The organism is Trichococcus palustris (assembly GCF_900114465.1).
Taxonomy (GTDB): Bacteria; Bacillota; Bacilli; order Lactobacillales; family Aerococcaceae; genus Trichococcus; species Trichococcus palustris.
In genome coordinates, this window is record NZ_FOTD01000001.1 from 259,361 (window position 1) to 278,318 (window position 18,958).

The following is an 18,958-nucleotide window of genomic DNA, read 5'->3' on the forward strand; positions in this document are numbered from 1 at the left end:
ACCGAAGTCATTACCTATAGCAACTCCAGATGTGCCATGCAACAAGCAACTTTCGTCAACCATATTATAACGCAACCGCCACCAAATATAGAAAGATTAGGCCACCCTACATGCACCAGCTTGAGGTTTTATTTTGCTATTCTCTGCTGTGTTGCATCTCTTTTTACGAGCCACTGCAACTTACGCCACATTGCTGATTATATGAAAATCGCCCAAATTGACCGCGCTTACATTATGTGTTACATTGAGTTTAATGAAGGAAAGAGACTGACTAAGGAGGGATGAAGCTATGGGAAGAGGTGGCGGAGGCGGCTCAAGAGGAGGTGGCGGTTCTTTCGGCGGAAGCAGAGGTGGGGGCGGACGCAGTTTCGGTGGCGGTATGGGCAGAGGTGGCGGTTCATTTGGAGGCGGAGGCGGCTCTTTTGGGGGTGGCGGTGGTTTCCGTTTCCCAAGAAATATTGGTTCAGGCGGACCCATTATCCGTACCGGACCGATCATCACCGGCGGACCCATTTTTGGAGGCGGCGGGCGCGGCCGAAGAGGAGGCACTGGATGTGGTATCGGGTGCGGCATAATCGCGATCGTATTCATTGTGCTCGCCGTCATTGTGGCATTGCTTTTTTCATTCAACAGCGGGCCTTCCACCTCCGGTTCCAGCGGTAACAATGACATCACCAAATCCACGGTGGTGCGCGATCCGCTGCCGAAAGGATCGGTTAACGAGACCGGATATTATACCGATACGATCGGCTGGATCGGCAATCCTACCAAACTGACGGATGGCATGAAATATTTTTACCAGAAAACAGGGGTACAACCCTACCTTTATTTGACGGACAACATCAATGGCTCGACCACTCCTTCCACGGATGAGCTGAAAACTTTTACAAATGAGCTTTACGATAAACTTTTTACGGATGAGGCGCATCTCTTGTTGGTGTTCTTCGAGCATGATCCCGGCGCATATATGGACTATTATGTGACGGGTACACAGGCCAAAACGGTCATCGATACAGAAGCGGGAAATGTGCTGCTCGACTACATCGATAAGTATTACTACGGCAAGCTGACGGATGAGGTGTTTTTCAGCAACGTCTTCCGGGATTCCGCTGATCGCATCATGACCGTCACCCGTTCCCCTTGGATAATCGTGCTGACAATTCTTGGCGTCTTGCTGCTGCTTTCCTTGTTGTACCTGTGGTGGAGTCATGCAAAGAAACAAAAAAACCTGGAAGCACAACAGACCGAAGAAATGCTGAAAACCCCGCTGGATACATTCGGCAATACCGAAGCGGAAGAACTTGCGAAAAAATATGACGATGAAACCAAAACAACCGCAGATGTGACCATAAAATCAGAAGATGAAAGCAACAAAACAGAAGAAAAACCTTGAGGAGGAAATCAAAATGGCTATTTTAGAAAGATTCAGCGACATCATCAGCGCAAACATCAATGCTTTAATCGACAAGATGGAAGACCCCGGCAAAATGATCGATCAATATTTACGCGATATGATGGATGATTTGGCGGAGGTGAAAGGCAGCACAGCCGGCGTTATGGCGGAGGAAACCCGCACCAAACGGCTGGTTGACGAAAACCAAGCGGAAGTGATCAAATACACTGACTACGCCAAGAAGGCGCTGGCAGCCGGCAACGAAAACGACGCCCGCATCTTCCTCACCAAGAAGCAAGAGCTCGAAAACGTAGGAGCCGGCCTGGCGACCTCTTATGCTTCCGCCCATGAGAACGCAGTCAAGATGCGTCAAATGCACGATAAATTAGCATCAGACATCGAGACGCTTAAATCCCGCCGCGAAATGATCAAGGGCAAGATTTCTGTGGCCAAGACACAAGCTACCTTGAACAAGACCACCGATTCCATTACTAAAACAAAGGGGGCCATGGGCTCTTTCGAACGCATGGAAGAAAAAGCCAACAAGATGCTGGACGAAGCCAACGCCATGTCCGAACTGAACATGGCCCCTATCGACGAAGCCAAAGCGCTCGAGGAAAAATATGCTTCGCAAGGATCTGCTTCGGTTGAGGAAGAACTGAGCAAGCTCAAGAAAGATATGGGACTGTAAGTAATTTGCGTTCTAATCTCGACGCTATTTGTATAAGGTCCATTAAACACCATCCTATCGCTCTCAATTTTGTAATGCCTCCCGAAAGTTAGATTTTCACTCTAATTTTCGGGAGGCATTTTATGGATTTCCAGGGAAAATTGTAGCGAGCAATTTAAAGCAAAAATTGGCTGGCCTTAGTCCGGTTCGATACGGAATCCACGCCAGCCAATTAGCTATTTAAAGACTCTATGCCAGCTTTTGGGAACCCCAAAAGCTGGCATAGAGTCTTTTTTTTGATCATTCAACATCCTAAAAGTGACCTCTTACATATGTTCTGAAACTATGTGCGCGCCAGGGAGTAATCCACTTTTTCTCTGCGCGCGTTAAGATTTTTTAGATACAAAACAATCCGTTTTGCCTATTTCCCCATCAGCACTTCAATATCGTGCACCTTTCCATCATTGACCAATTCCAAAACGTTGCCTTCCCGTGTTTCCCTTCCTTCGCCTATCGTCTTCACTCCCTTGTTGACGCCTTCCGGATTTTTGACTTTTATGTTATAGATGGAATCAAAATACTTGTACCTTATCGTGTATTCTGGCCATTTTTGAGGGATGCAAGGATCCAATAGGAGCGTAGCTCCGTGTTTTTGGAACCCCAAAATGTATTCTAAGCCAGCTTTGTACATCCAACCTGCCGAACCGGTATACCAAGTCCATCCGCCTTGCCCCGAATGAGGGGGAACAGCATAAACATCAGCAGCCATTACGTATGGCTCAACTTTATAGGTAAAACATTCCCTCTGATTCCTTGAATTATTTATGGGGTTAATGAGCTCATATAACTCATAAGCTTTGTCTCCATCGCCAAGTTTGGCAAAGGCAATAATTACCCATGCGGCTGCGTGAGTATATTGCCCGCCGTTTTCTCTGACACCCGGACCGTATCCCTTAATATAACCAGGCTCCATTTCACTGGTGTCAAACGGCGGCGTAAGAAGTTTAATCACCCCATCTTCTCTGGTGATGAGGTAATCTTCGACCGAGTTCATCGCCTGTCTCGCTCTTTCCGGATTCCCCGCTTCAGAAATAATCGACCAGGTTTGAGCAATGGAATCAATCTTACACTCGCTGTTTTCGATCGAGCCAAGAGGTATGCCGTTATCAAAATAGGCTCTTATGTACCATTTGCCATCCCAGGCGAACTTCTCAATAGATTCGGTGATTTGATTGATGATAGTAGCGTATTTTTTTGAAAGTTCTGATGCTCCCATTTCCGTGCATACCGGAATAATTTTTTTAAGCACAGCTATTAAAAACCACCCCAGCCAAACACTTTCCCCCGAACCTTTATTTCCGACGGTATTCATACTGTCATTCCAATCGCCGGAACCCATTAACGGAAGTCCATGATTTCCAAATTTTAATGTCTTCTCCACGGCTGCGATACAGTGTGCGAATAGAGTAGCAGAGCTATTCGAAATGGAAGGAATCCCGTATTTCTCTTCTTCCCCGTCTTCCAGCAAGGGGCTTTCCAGATACGACAATTCGGATTTTAATATTCCTTTATCCCCCGTTATGCTTGCATATTCCATGGTCACATAAGGGAGCCAAAGAAGATCATCACTGAATCGGGTACGAACGCCTTTCCCGCTGGGATCATGCCACCAGTGTTGTACATCCCCTTCTACAAACTGATGCTCTGCATGAAGAAGGATCTGTTTCCTCGCAATTTCAGGGCTGATATGAACTGCCGCTAAAGCATCTTGAAGCTGATCTCTGAACCCATACGCACCGCTGGACTGATAAAAAGCTGATCGGGCCCACAGTCGGCAGGAAATGATCTGATATTGAAGCCAGCCATTCAGCATGAGATTCATTGAAATATCCGGGGTCGTAACCTGAATCCCTTCAAGTTTTTCTTTCCAGAACTCTTTAACAGCAGTCAGTGCCTGATACGATTCCTGAACATTCCTATATTTATTCGTAAGTTGATCCACTTCATCCGTTTTTTCAGCTGCACCAAAAGTGAGTACGATGTCTTTTTCCTCCATTGGCTTGAGTGAAATGTTGACTTGCATCGCGGCGCACGGATCAAAACCAGTTCCAACCGCTCCCGTAAGTTTTTCTTTTCTGAGGCATTCCGGATTGGCTAGATTCCCTGAGCCAATAAACTCTTTCCTGTTTCCTGTGACACTTCTACTTTCCAACGAAAGGTCCATGAAACAAACTCCTGCCTTATATTCTTCATTATAAGGATTTTCCACCAATAGGACCCCGGCTGCGTTCAAGTTTGTTTTTATATGCATCGCGGTAACCTGGTCTGTGACACCCAGCACCGGTCTAACGTAGTAGGTCAGAGATAGGTTTCGCTGTTCGTTGGATAAATTAGAAAGTTTTAAAATGCTGATTTTAATGGTTTCATTTACAGGAACGAATTGGACTAATCTTTGCTCAATGCCATGGCTAACGTGCCTAAATTCCGTATAACCAAACCCATGTCTTATTTCATAGGCTTCATTTTCCCTTACAGGTGACGAAGTGACCGTCCATGATTCGCCGGTATCATCATCTCTGATATACAAGACTTCTCCCGGCTCATCAGTGACCGGATCATTGGACCATGTAGATAGTTTGTTTTCGCGGCTGTTTCCGTACCATGTATACCCCGCTCCTGATTCAGAGACAATAAAACCAAAATTGGGATTTGAAATCACATTGATCCATGGAGCGGGGGTAGTTTTGTCTTTCTCCATTTGAATGACATACTCCCTGCCATCTTCAGTGAATCCGCCTAATCCATTTGGATATAATAGAGTTGGTTCTTCTGAAGCAGGGCTGCCGTATTCGCGGATTGCTTTGGAATATACGCTGTCTCTTTGCTGTTCCGGTTCTCTTTCACTTGTTTCTTCCATCTGCTCGCTCAGGGTTCCTCCATCGCCTCTTACTATTATTCTCGCCACGGCATAGAGCAGGTAGATTTCCTCCAGACTCGTTTTGCTTTTGTCGACAATAAAGGCTCCCCCTGATTTCCCTATCATTTGGTGAATATGACTTGAATTTAAGGCCTCGATGATAGAAGCATGTAGCGGGAGGTCATAACTGTTAACTTCCTCACATAAAATCACCAAATCTACCGTTAACTTTTTGAACATCCAATAATCGTGGGCTTTTAAAATTTGATCGAGCATCCTAATCTCATCGATATTCTTTAAAACGAGCAATACAATAGGGTCGTCTCCGGAAATGCCGAAACGCCATAGCGATGACTGCCCCAATGCGTTTCTTTCGATTAATTTCTGGAATTTCCTTCGGGAAGGACTGCTGTACAAGATGCTTGAGGTCATATTTTGGTAGAGTTCCATTTGAGAAGGCTCTATATCCAGGTAAGCAGCTTCGAGATAGCCGCTTGTGTGAGCGAGAGTGAACGCCCGATCAATGAAATCATTCTGGGAATATTTCTCTATTACGAGCGATAAATCTTCCATGCTTTCGCTGACCGCAGTGATATACGATATCTGCAATGACTTTCCGGGGAGCATTCTTCCTTTCAGTCTCATGCTCATGACCGGATCGAGCACAGTTCCCTCTGTCCCTGAAAGAGGCTGGTCATCATCCATAGCTGCCGGGGTCCCTAAATCACGGTTTCGGCCGATAAACTGCATCCTGTCCGTTTCGAATTGACTGTCCCCGATGGTTTCCCCTTCAACCACGGCAAAATTAGCGGTCCATAATTTGTTATCGGAGGCAGACTTTGGCCGGTTGCTGGCAATAATGCCATTTTTGTCTTTAAGAATCTCTGTTTTCATGAAAAGTTTATGAAAGGCAGGGTGGGCTATATCTTCATTTTGGGTGGTCATCACGGATTCAAAATAGCTTGTCACTTCGATATCACAGGTGCTGTCTCCGGCATTTCCCAGAGTCATTTTCCTGATCTCAACATTTTCCTTCGGAACAACGATAACTTCCGTTTGCGTATTGATATCCCCATCTGTTCTTTTGAAAACGGCTTTATCGTTTGTATAAATCACTTCATATTTTTCAGGGATTTGCGATAACGGTGCGTAAGCTGAAGACCATATTTTATTTGTAGATACATTTTTGATATAGAAGAACATTCCGTACCTGTCCGCTACATTCTCTTCTCGCCATCTCGTGATTGCTTTATCGTTGCATCTGCTATAACCGGTCCCTCTATCCGTAATCATAACAGAATAATTACCGTTTGAGAGAAGATGAACTTTCGGCAAAACAGGATCAGCAAGGTTGAAGGTCCTTATATGTCTGCTGTCTTTATACCCTTTATTTTTGTCAATTTTAATTTTTACTGTTTTCGCTTTCAAATTAAAGTTATAGACAGCAGATGGAATTTGCTCCTGAAGCAAAAACCGAGAAGCATACATTGCGGGGTCTTCGAAAAAACGTTTTTGCATGATAAAATCATGCAAAAAATTGTTCATGGCCATAAAACTCATCCCTTGATGATGGGACATAAATTCTTTGATAATACTTCTCTTATCGTCAATCAGAAGCCTTTCGGGTGTGTAGTCAGCCGCCTCATAAAAACCATAGGCTCCTTCCAGCCCTTCTTCCTTCAGGTATGCGATGTTTTGGACTGCGCTTTCGGCATCTATCTGGAGTGCTAAAAATGTTGAATAGGGAGATACCACCGTATCTTCCATCAGTCCTCTTTTTAAACCCAGCCAAGGCACACCAAAAGCCTTATACTGATAGCTTAAATTCACATCTGTATCGTTAAAGCCGGATTCGGATATTCCCCAAGGTATATCATTTTGTTTACCGTATTTTTTCTGGCTCCTGATGACAAAATGGTAGGTTTCGTCCAGCATCGTATTCTTGTAGCTCTTCATGATCAAAACGGGCATTAGATATTCAAACATTGTGCCAGACCAAGATGCAAGCCCCTTGTAACCGTCGTCTACTGTCAAAGACCTGCTCAATTTGAGCCAATGCTCAGGAGGTATTTCGTCCCTGGCTATGCTTATATAGCTTGCTTGGCGTGCCTCCGAAGCAAGCAGGTCATAATAGGAGTCTGTCAGTTCGCCTACCTCCAGATCGAAGCCAATCGAGAATAATTGTTTTTTCTCGTCATACAATGGTAAAAATTTTGTGGTTTCCGAGAGAGAATCCACTCGGTGAATCAACTCTTCATAATCCATTAAAAATCTGCCTACAGCTTCAAAGGATGCAGCAAAACTCTGATGTAATTCCGAAAGGAAAATCAGGTCATCCAGGCTTTCTGTTTCCGGCTGCGTAATGCCAAGCATAATTTTTCCGATGATTCCTTCCGCACGTGCATAAGCGCCTGGCAAATCTTCTAAAATCGGGTTGTTTTTTAACAGAGCAGCGATCTCTTCAAAGTCATCTTTGTAGTGTGAAAAGCAGCCAGCAGACAGGCTTTCCGGAAGTTTTTCAATCAAATCAATAGCCGGCATGAACTGCAGCCGCTCATTATTGAACGTCACTAACATTTCTTCGATTTTACTTCTCCAGGATAAATTGGTAATGCCAGCAAATTTACCGCTCGTTGAAAGTTCCCTCACAATCCTGTTCCATGAAAACATATCCATGGCTTGCATTTGTTCAAATCCAAGCGCTTGATAAATCTTCATTCCTTCTTCTCCGGCGTTGTACAAAGTATCCCTGATTCCATTTATAAATTGCAGGTCGGTTATCGGCTTTTTAAGGTATCCCTTTAATCCTTCAGATAAGGTTATCAGGTATCCTACTAAATTCCCGCTGTCAGCAGTGGAAATATACCTAGGCAGTAAGGGTTGCAGTGTTTTCGTATCGTACCAGTTATACAAATGTCCATTCCATTTTTCCATCTTTTCAATCGCTGTTATCGTATTTGAGACTTTCCCTTTCATTTCTTTTGTTCCGATGTATCCAAAATCTCTGGCGGTAAGGACAGCCATCAACCCCAGGCTGATGTTGGTCGGTGAGGTTCTGCGAGCGATGCCGTTAGGGGAATCTTCTTGAAAGTTGTCTGGTGCAAGATAATTGTTCTCGGCGTTGGCAAATTCCTCAAAATATCGCCACGTTTTCCTTGCGATCCTGCTGATTTCGCAAAGCTCTTCTTTGGTGAGTGTGGATGGTTTTTCTGCCTCTTTTTGGCTGATCCTATAGGCAATATAAGGGGCGCTCAATGACAGAGCAAAAAATATGAAGCTTAAAACAATCGCTTCCGATTTAAAATATAAAGCTAAAAGAAAAACAGCCAGTCCTATCCATATTGACGATTGCATTTCCAGTACATAGCTTTTAAGTGAATTGTTCTTTTTCCTTTCCTCAGCTGCCGAAGTAACCCATTCCAGCAAATTTTTTTTGGTTATAAAAACGCGCGAAAGAGTAACCAGCACTGCACGTATTATCAAATAGGATTGGTACGGCAAAAAAATGAGTTTCAGTATCGCCTGATAAAAGGTTGCTTTAACCCCCCCAATTGTCGGCAGGTACTTTTTGGTCCTTATGCGTTGGCTGTGTCGTTTCGACTTCACATACCTTGTTGTGCTTCCCAGAGCATTGGAAATAAGATACACCGCTAAGGTCAGCATATAAAAACCTATCCAGAACATTTTACTTCCTGGAAGTATGGTGAGAGCCAGGATAAGTAATGCAATCAGGCTTGGGGCTACCAGACTTCTTCTCAAATTATCCAGCATTTTCCATCTCGACAATGCCGATAGGTGGTTTTTACCGAAGATAAAAGGAAGCAACTGCCAGTCGCCTCTGACCCAACGGTACCCCCTCTTGACAAATGCATTGTACGTTGCGGGAAATGAATCCACTAACCTCACATCTGAAACCAGCGCCGCCCTCAAATAAGATCCTTCCAGAAGATCGTGGCTCAATATGGTATTTTCAGGGAAAGTGTCTTTCAAAAGGGTTTGAAAGACCTTCAAATCATATATTCCTTTTCCTGTAAATATACCTTCGCCGAAGATATCCTGGTAGATATCGAATTCAGCTTCAGCATAGGGATCTGCATATTTTTGCCCTGTAAATATTCGCGAGAAGAAAGTGGCATTTGTACTTTCCATTTCAATATCAACTTTAGGCTGTAAAATGCCGTATCCCTCTGTCACAATCCCTTTCTCTTTGTCAATTGAAGGTCTGTTCAAAGGGTGTGCCATGATGCCTATCATTTTTTTTGCAGCATCCATAGGCAGTATGGTATCGCTGTCCAGCGTTATCACATATTTAATGTTTTTAAAGGTTGGGAAAGGGGGCGAGGCATAAACAATCGACGTTCCATTTGAACCAAGGATCATATCGTTGAACTCCAGCAATGCTCCTCTTTTTCTTTCCCAGCCGATCCATTGATTATTTTCTTTACTGAATTGTCTCTTTCTATGGAAAAAATAAAACCTTTCGGTAATAGGATCGCTGTATTTTGTGTTCAGCTCTTTTATTCCATTGATTGCCTTTTCAATTATTTTCGAATCATCTTCTTCAACGGGAGAATCCCCATCTTTAAAACACCCCAATAACGCAAAATATAAATTATTCTCCTTGTTCAACAGATAATGTCTTTCCAGATTTCCCAACAGTTCTTCAACCCTTTTTCCGTCAGGAAGAATTGCCGGCATAACGATAATGGTCCCCATATCTTCAGGTATGCCCTCCTTCAGTTCCAATTTAGGGAAAAATGAAGGTCCCAGCCTGCTGCCGAAGATATGATTTGCTGCACAAAACGCTATTTCCGAAGAGGGAATCAAAACTGCAAAACCGGCAATGACTGCAATCAGAGCTGCATTTTGCGATGCATTTGAAATTGCATATCGAACAGCTACCGCAATAAAGGTTACCAACAGTAAACTGATTGAACCGAAGTATAACACCCCTAGGTTTTTCTTGATCATTTTCTTTATTTTAGGAATTATGCTTCTGCTTCCACCCAGCTTTTCACCTAAAATTTCTGTCCCTTTGCCGATCAGATAGTAGCCTACATGATGGGTTCGCTGAAATCCGCTGCATTCAGCATCTGATTCTTTCGATTCCGAATAAGCATTTTTAGTTAGTTCAATCGCTTCTTTCGCTACGTGAATTTCTGAGACGCCATAAATGTCTGCAAGTTCCTCCACTTTTCCTTTGTAATAATTTCTTGTGGCTATATCCATCAATGAATAAATTTCTGCGGGATCCTCTTTCAATATTTTGCCAACAAAGCTTATTTCCTCAAAAATAGTTGACCATTCCAGGGTTGAAAAATATTTAAGACTGGTTATATAATTTCCTATTGAGACTGTATTCGATGATTGGAGCTCGTGTTCCTTGCGAATGGATTTTTCAATGGTTGTGCCCTGATCTTCAAGGGTCTCTTCAATGACATTTAAAAATTCGGTATAATTTTTCCCCGATTTTCTGAGATGGTACAATAAATGTTCTATGAACAAAAAACTGGTTTCATCAAATTCTTTTATATTTGTTCTGACTAAATTGCGTATTTCACTCATGTCATCGCCAGTTAGCCATTTGTCAAATATCTCTTCGGCTCTGTGCCGCTGGTTCTGCGTTTCTTGGATATCCTCACAGATATGCCTTATATTCTCAATCAGTGCAATCTTCATAACTACAGGTATGGCCCATATTTCTCTGTCATAAAGAACATTTTCCCCCTGATAAACCTTCATATAGTTCAATAAATTTTCTTCATTTATTTTACCGTCAGTATGGGTCACCAGCTCCATAATTAACGCAAATATTCTTGGATAATTTTTAAAGTCTCCGCCTCTCAAATCCGGCAGTTTCGAAAATGTTTTCTTTGATAAATTTCGTTGTAGTTCTTTCACCAGTTCTTCAATAAAATAAAAATTGTCAAGAAGCCATTCTGAGACTGGAGCAAACTGTTCATTCAGCTGTATATCTGAACTCAAATCTCTATAAACCGAATGAATAAAATTATAGTTATCATCTAATCTTGGAATAGGCCAATTTGGAATATTGTTCGTCATGAAATTCGAATGCTCATCAGCCAAATTCTTTACATGCATCTCAAGTTCTTGATCATTGAGAGGCACCTTCTTCATCCGAAAGCTGTAAATATTCCTTAATTTTTTTAGTTCAAGCCGAAATTTAATCATTGCAATTATCGCAATGATAAGGACAGCAAAAATCACAACTGCAGCATAAGCATTTAGACGTATTTCCATTTATTGGCACCTCCCCAAAATATAAAAAAACCCAAAGCGCAATACCCAGAAAATAAAATTTATTTTCTTATCTGGTCATCACATTTTGGATACAATCTATAGCTTTAATATATCTTCAAATGCTCTGGAATGCAGCAAAGTGTTCTGCTACCAGCTTTTCCTGAATTTTATATTAGCCGATATGCTAGTTGTCAGCTTGTTGATAATGCGCTCTGCGTTTCAAGATAAAATCGATTTGTCGAGTTGGAGTTTACCTTATCCATAAACACAAGGCAGATCCCAAAAAAGCAGAGCGCACATCCCTTTCCGAATAAACTGTGGAATCTTATAATTTTTTGCCACTAACCAACTGTACGATAACCAGAATAACCGCAATGACCAAAAGAATGTGGATTAGCGAACCAGCAGCCGGTAGCATGATGAAACCTAGCAACCATAAAACAAGGATTATACCCACAATTGTCCATAACATGAGTCTCACTCCCCTCTATTAATCTGTTTGATTAAGCTAATTCTCTGCTGCGCCCTTCCTATACTTAAAGCTATGGCGAGCTGAGAAGTCGTTTCTTATCCTTAGGCATCCGTCTCCGTTTTCGATAATCTTCTTTCCATTTATGGTTTTGTTGCGTTATCAACATAGCTAAACTTATCTTCACCGGATTTGACACCTAAAACAAAGCTTGTCTCATCCATTGTTTTTTTATCGGTAGAGAATTGCATTTCTTTATCCTGTTCCCCGCCTTTGGAATCAGTTACACGTATATTGATCGTATTATCTGTCTCATTTGACTTCACAATCACATAGGTCATGTCTGTCTTTGTTCCATCGCCTTCAACTTTGACAAAATCCGATGCAGAAAAATAATAATCCAGGTTCCCATCGGTGTTAACCCAATGACCGATCAGGGCTTCGCCAACTTTCAATGAGTCCCTTTCAACCTTAACGCTAGCCTTACAACCACCGATTAAAAAAATACTTGCAACAAAAAGCAGAGACAATAAGATTTTATTCCTTCCCATATTCAACACTCCCTTTTTACTGTTTCTCCCCGCATGCAATGGTTGCGCTTTCATTTGTTTCCAAAATCATTTTAGCACTAATTAATTCTTTTGCATAATTTTAGTATTTCGTTCGATCAGTGTCCGTTCACTGTTCAAAGAAGTACTCTTTTTTTGTCAAGTAAGTGACAGGATTGTTCCCTTTTTTCCATTGAGGAGCCGCGAGGCAAAAACATGGAGAAACCCCTATATGCTAAAAAAGCTACTACAGATTTTTTTATCCGCAGCAGCTTTTCTTTTGCACCTAATGTTCTATCCTTCATTTGCATCGGTCATATTGTTTTGAATTTAGTCCATTTGCCACTGCTGTAACGCCAGACATAGATAACCGATTTTACTGCCCAATCAATGAACATGGCTACCCAGGTTCCGAACATGCCCATATGGAAACCGATCGCAAATAAGTATGAAAGTGCGATCTGGCAGAAGATCATAGACAGGATACTGACTATCATCGGGAATTTCGCATCACCGGCACTGCGGAATACCACGGGAAGCATATATCCCAGAGGCCAGATAAGAATCGTCAACTACCCTCACTGAACTGAGCCTAATGTCTTAACCTTTTCAGTGGGAGTAGTTGACTTGCTTCAACATCATGACATCATCACCTCTTTTTTAGCAATGCTTATCCTCTACAGCCTATTGCCCTCAGCAAAGAATCGAGAAGCCCGTCACTGATAGGCTTCTCGATTCTTAACTATGCACAAAACCGGATGCGCTTCGCTTATGCTCACGCTATTGTGCTTTATCCCATCCTTACTTATCCAACAGGGCCAAAGCGCTTGTCGCAAAATATTCTGCTGCCAGTATCAAGGCAGATTCATCTACGGTAAATGACGGATGATGCCAATCCTCTGTGCCATTTGTCCCGAAGAAGGCAAAGACACCGGGAACTTTCATCAAGTATTGCGCAAAATCTTCACCGGCAATGGACGGTTCGGTTTCAATGACGGTCAATCTTTTCCCCGCTTCAACCTTCAGCTTCTCGGTCAGCGCCTTGTCGTTGATGACGGGAGGTGGACCGGGATGCCACTCAATCGTTGCTTTTTGGCCAAAAGCCGCCGTAATATGGTTGACGATTTCATAAAATTCATCTTTCAATAGGCTGCGAACTTCTTTTGAAAAAGCGCGCGTCGTCCCTTCCATCACGACTTCCTCGGGTATGACGTTCCAAGTATTGCCGCCATCAATCCGGGTCACGCTGATCACTGCCGTATCCAACGGCGAGACTTTTCGGCTGACGACAGACTGCAGTGCCGTCACGATGTGCGAAGCAGTGACAATCGGGTCGCTCCCTTTATGCGGAAGAGCACCATGGCTGCCTTTCCCTTTGATCGTGACATAGAAACGGTCTACCGCTGCCATCAGGCAACCTGACTGCAACGCAACGGTTCCGACGGGCAGATCGGGTTTGTTGTGGATTCCTATAATGGCATCCACTCCATCCAATTGTCCATCAGCGATCACATGCAATGCGCCATCGCGCCCTTCTTCCGCCGGTTGGAAAATAAAACGGATGCGTCCAGGCAAGTCATCTTCTACTTCTTTCAGCAATTTGACCGCCCCCAGTAAGGATGCCGTATGAAAATCATGCCCGCACGCATGCATGACGCCGGCATTTTGCGATGCAAAGCTGACCGCCACTTTTTCCTGGATAGGCAGCGCATCGATATCCGCGCGTATGGCGATGGTCTTCCCTTTTGACTCTGAGCCGATGTCGGCAAAGACACCCGTTTCCATATGTGTCTCACGGATAGTAATACCCAACGTCGCCAAACAGTCTTTGATATATGCCGTTGTTTCGAACTCCACGGTCGATAGCTCCGGATTTTGATGCAAATGCCTGCGGATGCCGACGAGTTCCTCCTGCAAAGCTTCCCTTTCAGCTTGCATGTGTATGGCTAGTCTATCCTTAATTTCCATTTTTCAATGTACCTCCTTTAAAAAGCCTACCTATGCAAGGCGCTTATCACGATGATTCCGAGTGATTGTCCGATCCATTAACCTGGACAGCTCTTCGAATCTGTCTTCGCGTGTGACGGCTCCTTCAGCTGGATGGAAAATCAACTCTACTTTACCAATCATACCAGACTATGATTCCTCCAGGAAGTACGCTGCACCATTTTTCACGCAAATTTCTGCCTGGTTTTCGGGGAATTGCGGTTCTTTAACACATACAATGGACCCATACGAAAGAAAATGAAAATCGAAACAGGTGATCCTATGCAAATCTCTTTTAAAGCTTTTGGAACGTATAACCAGATCATCACGGAAGATGAACACTGCCAGGCGCTGCTTGATGAATGCCGGAGGATTTGTGAAGCCATCGAAGAAAAATTTTCAACATTCCGGCCTGCCAGCATCATTTCTGACATTTCAGCGCATGCCGGCGTTCGGCCCATCGCAATCGATGAAGAGACCTTTTTTATGTTGAAAAGAGCACAAGACTTTTCCAACCTTTCCAAAGGCGCTTTCGACATCACGATCCGTCCGGCCACTGCCCTTTGGGGTATCGGCAAGAAGGGTGATTTCATTCCTGACGGTCAGGAAATCGGCAGGCTCCATGAACTCGTCGATTACAGAGACCTCATACTGGATAAAAAAAATGGCACTGCACTGCTGCAGAAAGCCGGTCAGCAAATCGATTTGGGTGGCATCGCGAAAGGATATGCCGCCGATAAGACCAGAGAATATTTGATGCAAAACGGCTGTCGCACTGCCCTGATCAATTTCGGGGGAAACATCGCTACGATTGGGGGAAAACGGAATGGAGAGTTTTGGCAGATCGGCGTCCAGAATCCATTGGCGAAACGCGGTGAGTTCATAGGGACTGTCGGTCTGTCCGATCAAACGATGGTCACGTCGGGAGTAAACGAACGCTTTTTCATTCATGGCGGAAAAAGATACCATCATATTTTAGATCCCCGGACTTGTTACCCGGCCGATTCTTCCTTATTGAGCGTAACGGTCATCGGTACCCGTTCCATCGATATGGATGCTCTATCGACAGCCCTCTTTGTGCTGGGACCTGATGAGGGTGCCAAATTGGCGAACCAAATGGGCTGTCATGCGCTGTTCATCTTGACTACCCAACAAATCTTTGCCACGGAAGGCTTCACGAAAATACTGAAAAGGAAGGTATGACATCATGGACCAGCGATCAAAAAATAAACTGAAAAGAAAAATGCGGAAAATTAAAAAAATAAACTTCATCAGGAGGATTGTCCAGCTCGTTTGCTTCTTCTTGCTGCCCGGGCTCTTCATCCAGATCTATACCAGCACGAAGGCCCTTGTGATGGCGCTCGTAAACAGCAGCTTTTCGCTGCAGGCAAACCTCCTCGATTTGGCGGTCGTCCTGTCCGTCTATCCCCTCACCTTGCTGTTGGGCCGCTTCTTCTGCGGGTGGGTCTGTGCAATGGGCAGCATCGGCGATCTGCTGACAGCCATCCGGAACGGTTTGAAAATAAAGGAACTGAAAATGGAAGGATCTGCAGGCCAAAAGTTAAAAGCGGTAAAATATATCCTCCTGCTGTTCGCCATTATTTTCATCTGGGTTCTGCAGATAATCGCCATTCCCCAAGGAATCAACCCATTGGATGCCTTCGGGGTTTTGGTTTCCTTGAACAACTGGGATCTGCTGCTCTCCACTTTTCTGGTCGCGACAATCCTATTGGCCGCCATTCTCGTGCTGTCTTTCTTTGTGCCGCGGTTCTTCTGCAGATACTTGTGCCCTACCGGAGCCATCCTAAGCCTGCTCTCACTGCCGCGTATGCTCACCATTAAGAAACCGAGGGAAAATTGCCGCAACTGCACCCTATGTACGCAAAATTGCCCGATGGCGATCCCCCTTTACAAAACGGACAAATCACGCTCCGGCGAATGCATCGAATGCGGGCAATGCGTGATTGGCTGCCCCATGGATAACTGCCACATGCAGCTTGCGGGAAAGGACCTGAACACCAAGACAATCGGAACCATTGCAGCGACAACCATTGTAGGCCTGAATTATATCGGGACGATTTCAGCGAATGCGGTGGCATTTGAATCCACTCAAACGCTCACAATGGATGCCAGCCAATCCGCTACAGCTAGCAGCACCAAGTATCAAGACGGCAGCTACCCAGGCACCGCCCCTGGGTTCCAAGGGCAAATCACGGTAGACGTAACTGTGGCGAACGGTCTTATAACCGCCATCGACGAAGTATCCAACGAAGACACGCCCGAATTCTTCAATAGATGTTGGAATACGGTTACGGGTGAAATCATCCAGTCACAAACAACTGATGTGGACGCCGTATCGGGTGCTACCTACAGCAGCCAAGGGATCATGGACGCGGTCGCCGCTGCCCTTTACGGACAAACGGGGACAACCGCTGCCATAGGCGAATCTGCTGATAGCATCCTAGCTGAAAGCAAGACCATCGACAGCTCCAGTACAGCAAGCTCACAGAAGAGTTCAATGAGCAGCGATGCCGCAGCTTTGTTTACAGACGGTACTTATGAAGGCAGCGGATCCGGTTTGCGCGGCGAAACGCTTGTGGAAGTGACCGTTCAAGCCGGAAAAATCACGGCTATTTCCGAAATATCCAAACAGGATGATGACCAATTTTTCTACCGCGCTTGGGACACCGTCACCGAGGAAATCATTGCCGCACAATCAATCGAAGTCGACGCAGTATCCGGAGCGACCTACAGTAGCAACAGCATCATGGAAGCGGTCGCCGCTGCCCTTGATTTGACCTTCGAAAATCCGAACAGTTCGCTGCAAGGCGGCCACGGCAGACCGTAGGGAAACGGTCAAAAAGAAAGCCGTTCAGTCCGAAAAAGAGGGAACAGCATTTTCTTTTTCCCGCTACTTTTGAAATCTACCCGGAGTTTCCTTTAGGCCACAGCTCATGAAACGTTCGCAATTGTTGCAGAATGGGCTGCACCGAAACCATTTCCCCACCTTTTCAAGAAAGTTTCATGATAACTTAAACAAAAAATAATACTATTGATACCAGTTATTTGTTAAAATGCAATCAGTACCGAAAAAGGAAGTGGTAAAAAATGAAGCTCAAAAAAATGGTGACGGTTGGTCTTGCTTCAATGACCTTATTAGGCGTCACTGCCCCGATGGCCTTTGCCGACAAAGTAGCGATTGAGCCCGTCTTCACTTATGGGGAAAGCTTGAATGCAAGCCAACTGGAAAAAACCAAAACGACTTTGGGTGTTGCGTATGGGACCAAAAAACTCGTTGTGCAAGTCAATGAATTGAATGACCTTCTTCACGATGACTATCCATATAATCAAGTCTATTCGAGCACGTACATCACGCCGGCCGATAGCAACGGCGATGTAAAGGTGGAAATCTTGACGCCCGAGACGATTACGGCCATTACCGAAACGCAATATGAAAATGCCGCCATCACAGCTGGTGCGGTCGATGTGAACATTAAAGTAGCGTCCGCTGTTACCGTAGATGGATCTGGGGCCCTGGCTGGCGTTTATAAGGCCTTTGCTGCTTCGGGCAAAGCTTTGGACGATAAAGCTGTCGAAGTTGCCCAAGAGGAGCTTGCAGTAACTTCTACTGTTACGCAAGAAAATTCCGGAAACAGCGGCTATTCAGATGAACTCATGAATGCAGCCGTCGCCGAAATGAAACAAAACATCCAAGAAACAAAAGATGCCAATGGCGGTGCCATCACTTCCGATGCCATCCGTCAAATCGTTGAAGATGTTTTGAAGAACTACAACCTGGATAGCATCCTTTCTGCAAATAATATAACGAATATCCAAAATCTCATGGTCAATTTTGGCGATATCAATTTGACCGTTCAACAAAAAGAACAGCTCTCTGCTCTGGGGTCGGAATTGCAAGCCAAAGGCGGCGAACTTTTTGATCAAGCCAAGACAACGTGGAACAATGTCGATAAAACGCAACTGAAGAAAGATGGCCTCAGCATCTGGGAATCCATCGTCCGCTTTTTCACGAACCTGTTCGGGGGCAATGATAGCGCGACAAGCAACTAAAGTACCCTGAGGCTGCGAGCTAGCCCCATCACTGATCCATAACCGCATAAAATGGGAAAATCCCGTTAGAGTGGCCATTTCGGCCGACTTAACGGGAATTTTTGCTTATCTCTTTATTCGGTTCGAGTGCCTTTTCAACTCAAATGACATTAGTGGCAAAGCTGATGCTGGCCGGATTGAGCAACGTATCGCCTACCGGGCAATGCGTTTCGACATAATCCACAAATTTATTGATTTCCTCTTCGGTATTATCCGCCTTGATGTGATAAATTGCATGAATATCGGTAAACCCGACCTTCACGCTGTCATCTCCCAAAAAGCCGTCGGTGTTCAGGTTGCCTGATACCTCTACTTCAATCTGATGAAGTTTGATATTTAATTTTTGGGCAAATATTCTTCCCGCAATACATTTGCAGCTTCCCAAACCAGCAAGAAGGGCTTCCACAGGGCTCATGCCCACATCTGTTCCGCCGAAAGATTCCGGTTCATCAATGACGATTGCCTTTCCTCTTGCTTTGTTGATTACTTGAAACCCTTCATTTAAGCTTGTCGTTGTAACTTTAAAAGTTGTATTAGGCATATTGATATTCCTCCAGTGTATTATTTTGATTAAAGTAAAAATGCGTCATCCGAATGTGGCTTA

The 18,958-nt window shown here is 44.4% G+C and carries 10 protein-coding genes; 5 read left to right on the top strand and 5 right to left on the bottom strand.

What is annotated here, in order from left to right:
- Window positions 1–289 precede the first annotated feature (289 nt).
- Window positions 290–1,393, top strand: a complete 1,104-nt coding sequence (locus BM101_RS01090) for a hypothetical protein (protein WP_177194307.1) — start codon at window positions 290–292, stop codon at window positions 1,391–1,393.
- A gap of 13 nt (window positions 1,394–1,406) precedes the next feature.
- Window positions 1,407–2,084, top strand: a complete 678-nt coding sequence (locus BM101_RS01095) for a PspA/IM30 family protein (RefSeq protein WP_087031567.1) — start codon at window positions 1,407–1,409, stop codon at window positions 2,082–2,084.
- Window positions 2,085–2,484: 400 nt separating this feature from the next.
- On the opposite strand, the gene BM101_RS01100 is transcribed toward BM101_RS01095, so the two are convergent.
- The 4 genes from BM101_RS01100 to BM101_RS01115 all read right to left on the bottom strand — a co-directional run bounded on the left by BM101_RS01100 (window position 2,485) and on the right by BM101_RS01115 (window position 14,226).
- Window positions 2,485–11,241 (bottom strand): GH36-type glycosyl hydrolase domain-containing protein, encoded by an 8,757-nt coding sequence (locus tag BM101_RS01100; protein ID WP_087031570.1) that lies wholly within the window; start codon window positions 11,239–11,241, stop codon window positions 2,485–2,487.
- A gap of 325 nt (window positions 11,242–11,566) precedes the next feature.
- Window positions 11,567–11,713: a lmo0937 family membrane protein gene (locus BM101_RS14520; RefSeq protein WP_143084396.1), complete on the bottom strand. Its 147-nt coding sequence runs from the start codon at window positions 11,711–11,713 to the stop codon at window positions 11,567–11,569.
- 140 nt (window positions 11,714–11,853) lie between these two features.
- Complete coding sequence (locus BM101_RS01105; protein ID WP_087031573.1) at window positions 11,854–12,261, bottom strand: hypothetical protein; 408 nt, start codon at window positions 12,259–12,261, stop codon at window positions 11,854–11,856.
- A gap of 798 nt (window positions 12,262–13,059) precedes the next feature.
- A complete protein-coding gene (locus BM101_RS01115) occupies window positions 13,060–14,226 on the bottom strand; it encodes an amidohydrolase (protein WP_087031576.1) in 1,167 nt (388 codons plus the stop codon).
- A 300-nt stretch (window positions 14,227–14,526) separates the two neighbouring features.
- Between BM101_RS01115 and BM101_RS01120 the strand changes: the two genes are divergently transcribed.
- The 3 genes from BM101_RS01120 to BM101_RS01130 all read left to right on the top strand — a co-directional run bounded on the left by BM101_RS01120 (window position 14,527) and on the right by BM101_RS01130 (window position 18,315).
- Window positions 14,527–15,447 (top strand): FAD:protein FMN transferase, encoded by a 921-nt coding sequence (locus BM101_RS01120; RefSeq protein WP_177194310.1) that lies wholly within the window; start codon window positions 14,527–14,529, stop codon window positions 15,445–15,447.
- Between the two features lie 4 nt (window positions 15,448–15,451).
- Window positions 15,452–17,092, top strand: coding sequence for an FMN-binding protein (locus BM101_RS01125; protein WP_087031582.1), 1,641 nt, complete (start codon window positions 15,452–15,454; stop codon window positions 17,090–17,092).
- Between the two features lie 260 nt (window positions 17,093–17,352).
- Window positions 17,353–18,315, top strand: coding sequence for a DUF1002 domain-containing protein (locus tag BM101_RS01130; protein WP_087031585.1), 963 nt, complete (start codon window positions 17,353–17,355; stop codon window positions 18,313–18,315).
- A gap of 139 nt (window positions 18,316–18,454) precedes the next feature.
- On the opposite strand, the gene BM101_RS01135 is transcribed toward BM101_RS01130, so the two are convergent.
- Entirely contained in the window at window positions 18,455–18,895 is a 441-nt protein-coding gene (locus BM101_RS01135) for an OsmC family protein (RefSeq protein ID WP_087031587.1), read from the bottom strand.
- Window positions 18,896–18,958: the final 63 nt, after the last annotated feature.

Bases quoted from the DNA above. Each gene is read 5' to 3' on its own strand.
- BM101_RS01100 (WP_087031570.1), bottom strand. From the start codon at position 11,241: ATGGAAATACGTCTAAATGCTTATGCTGCAGTTGTGATTTTTGCTGTC.
- BM101_RS01090 (WP_177194307.1), top strand. From the start codon at position 290: ATGGGAAGAGGTGGCGGAGGCGGCTCAAGAGGAGGTGGCGGTTCTTTC.
- BM101_RS01130 (WP_087031585.1), top strand. From the start codon at position 17,353: ATGAAGCTCAAAAAAATGGTGACGGTTGGTCTTGCTTCAATGACCTTA.
- BM101_RS01105 (WP_087031573.1), bottom strand. From the start codon at position 12,261: ATGGGAAGGAATAAAATCTTATTGTCTCTGCTTTTTGTTGCAAGTATT.
- BM101_RS01125 (WP_087031582.1), top strand. From the start codon at position 15,452: ATGGACCAGCGATCAAAAAATAAACTGAAAAGAAAAATGCGGAAAATT.
- BM101_RS14520 (WP_143084396.1), bottom strand. From the start codon at position 11,713: ATGTTATGGACAATTGTGGGTATAATCCTTGTTTTATGGTTGCTAGGT.
- BM101_RS01095 (WP_087031567.1), top strand. From the start codon at position 1,407: ATGGCTATTTTAGAAAGATTCAGCGACATCATCAGCGCAAACATCAAT.
- BM101_RS01115 (WP_087031576.1), bottom strand. From the start codon at position 14,226: ATGGAAATTAAGGATAGACTAGCCATACACATGCAAGCTGAAAGGGAA.
- BM101_RS01120 (WP_177194310.1), top strand. From the start codon at position 14,527: ATGCAAATCTCTTTTAAAGCTTTTGGAACGTATAACCAGATCATCACG.
- BM101_RS01135 (WP_087031587.1), bottom strand. From the start codon at position 18,895: ATGCCTAATACAACTTTTAAAGTTACAACGACAAGCTTAAATGAAGGG.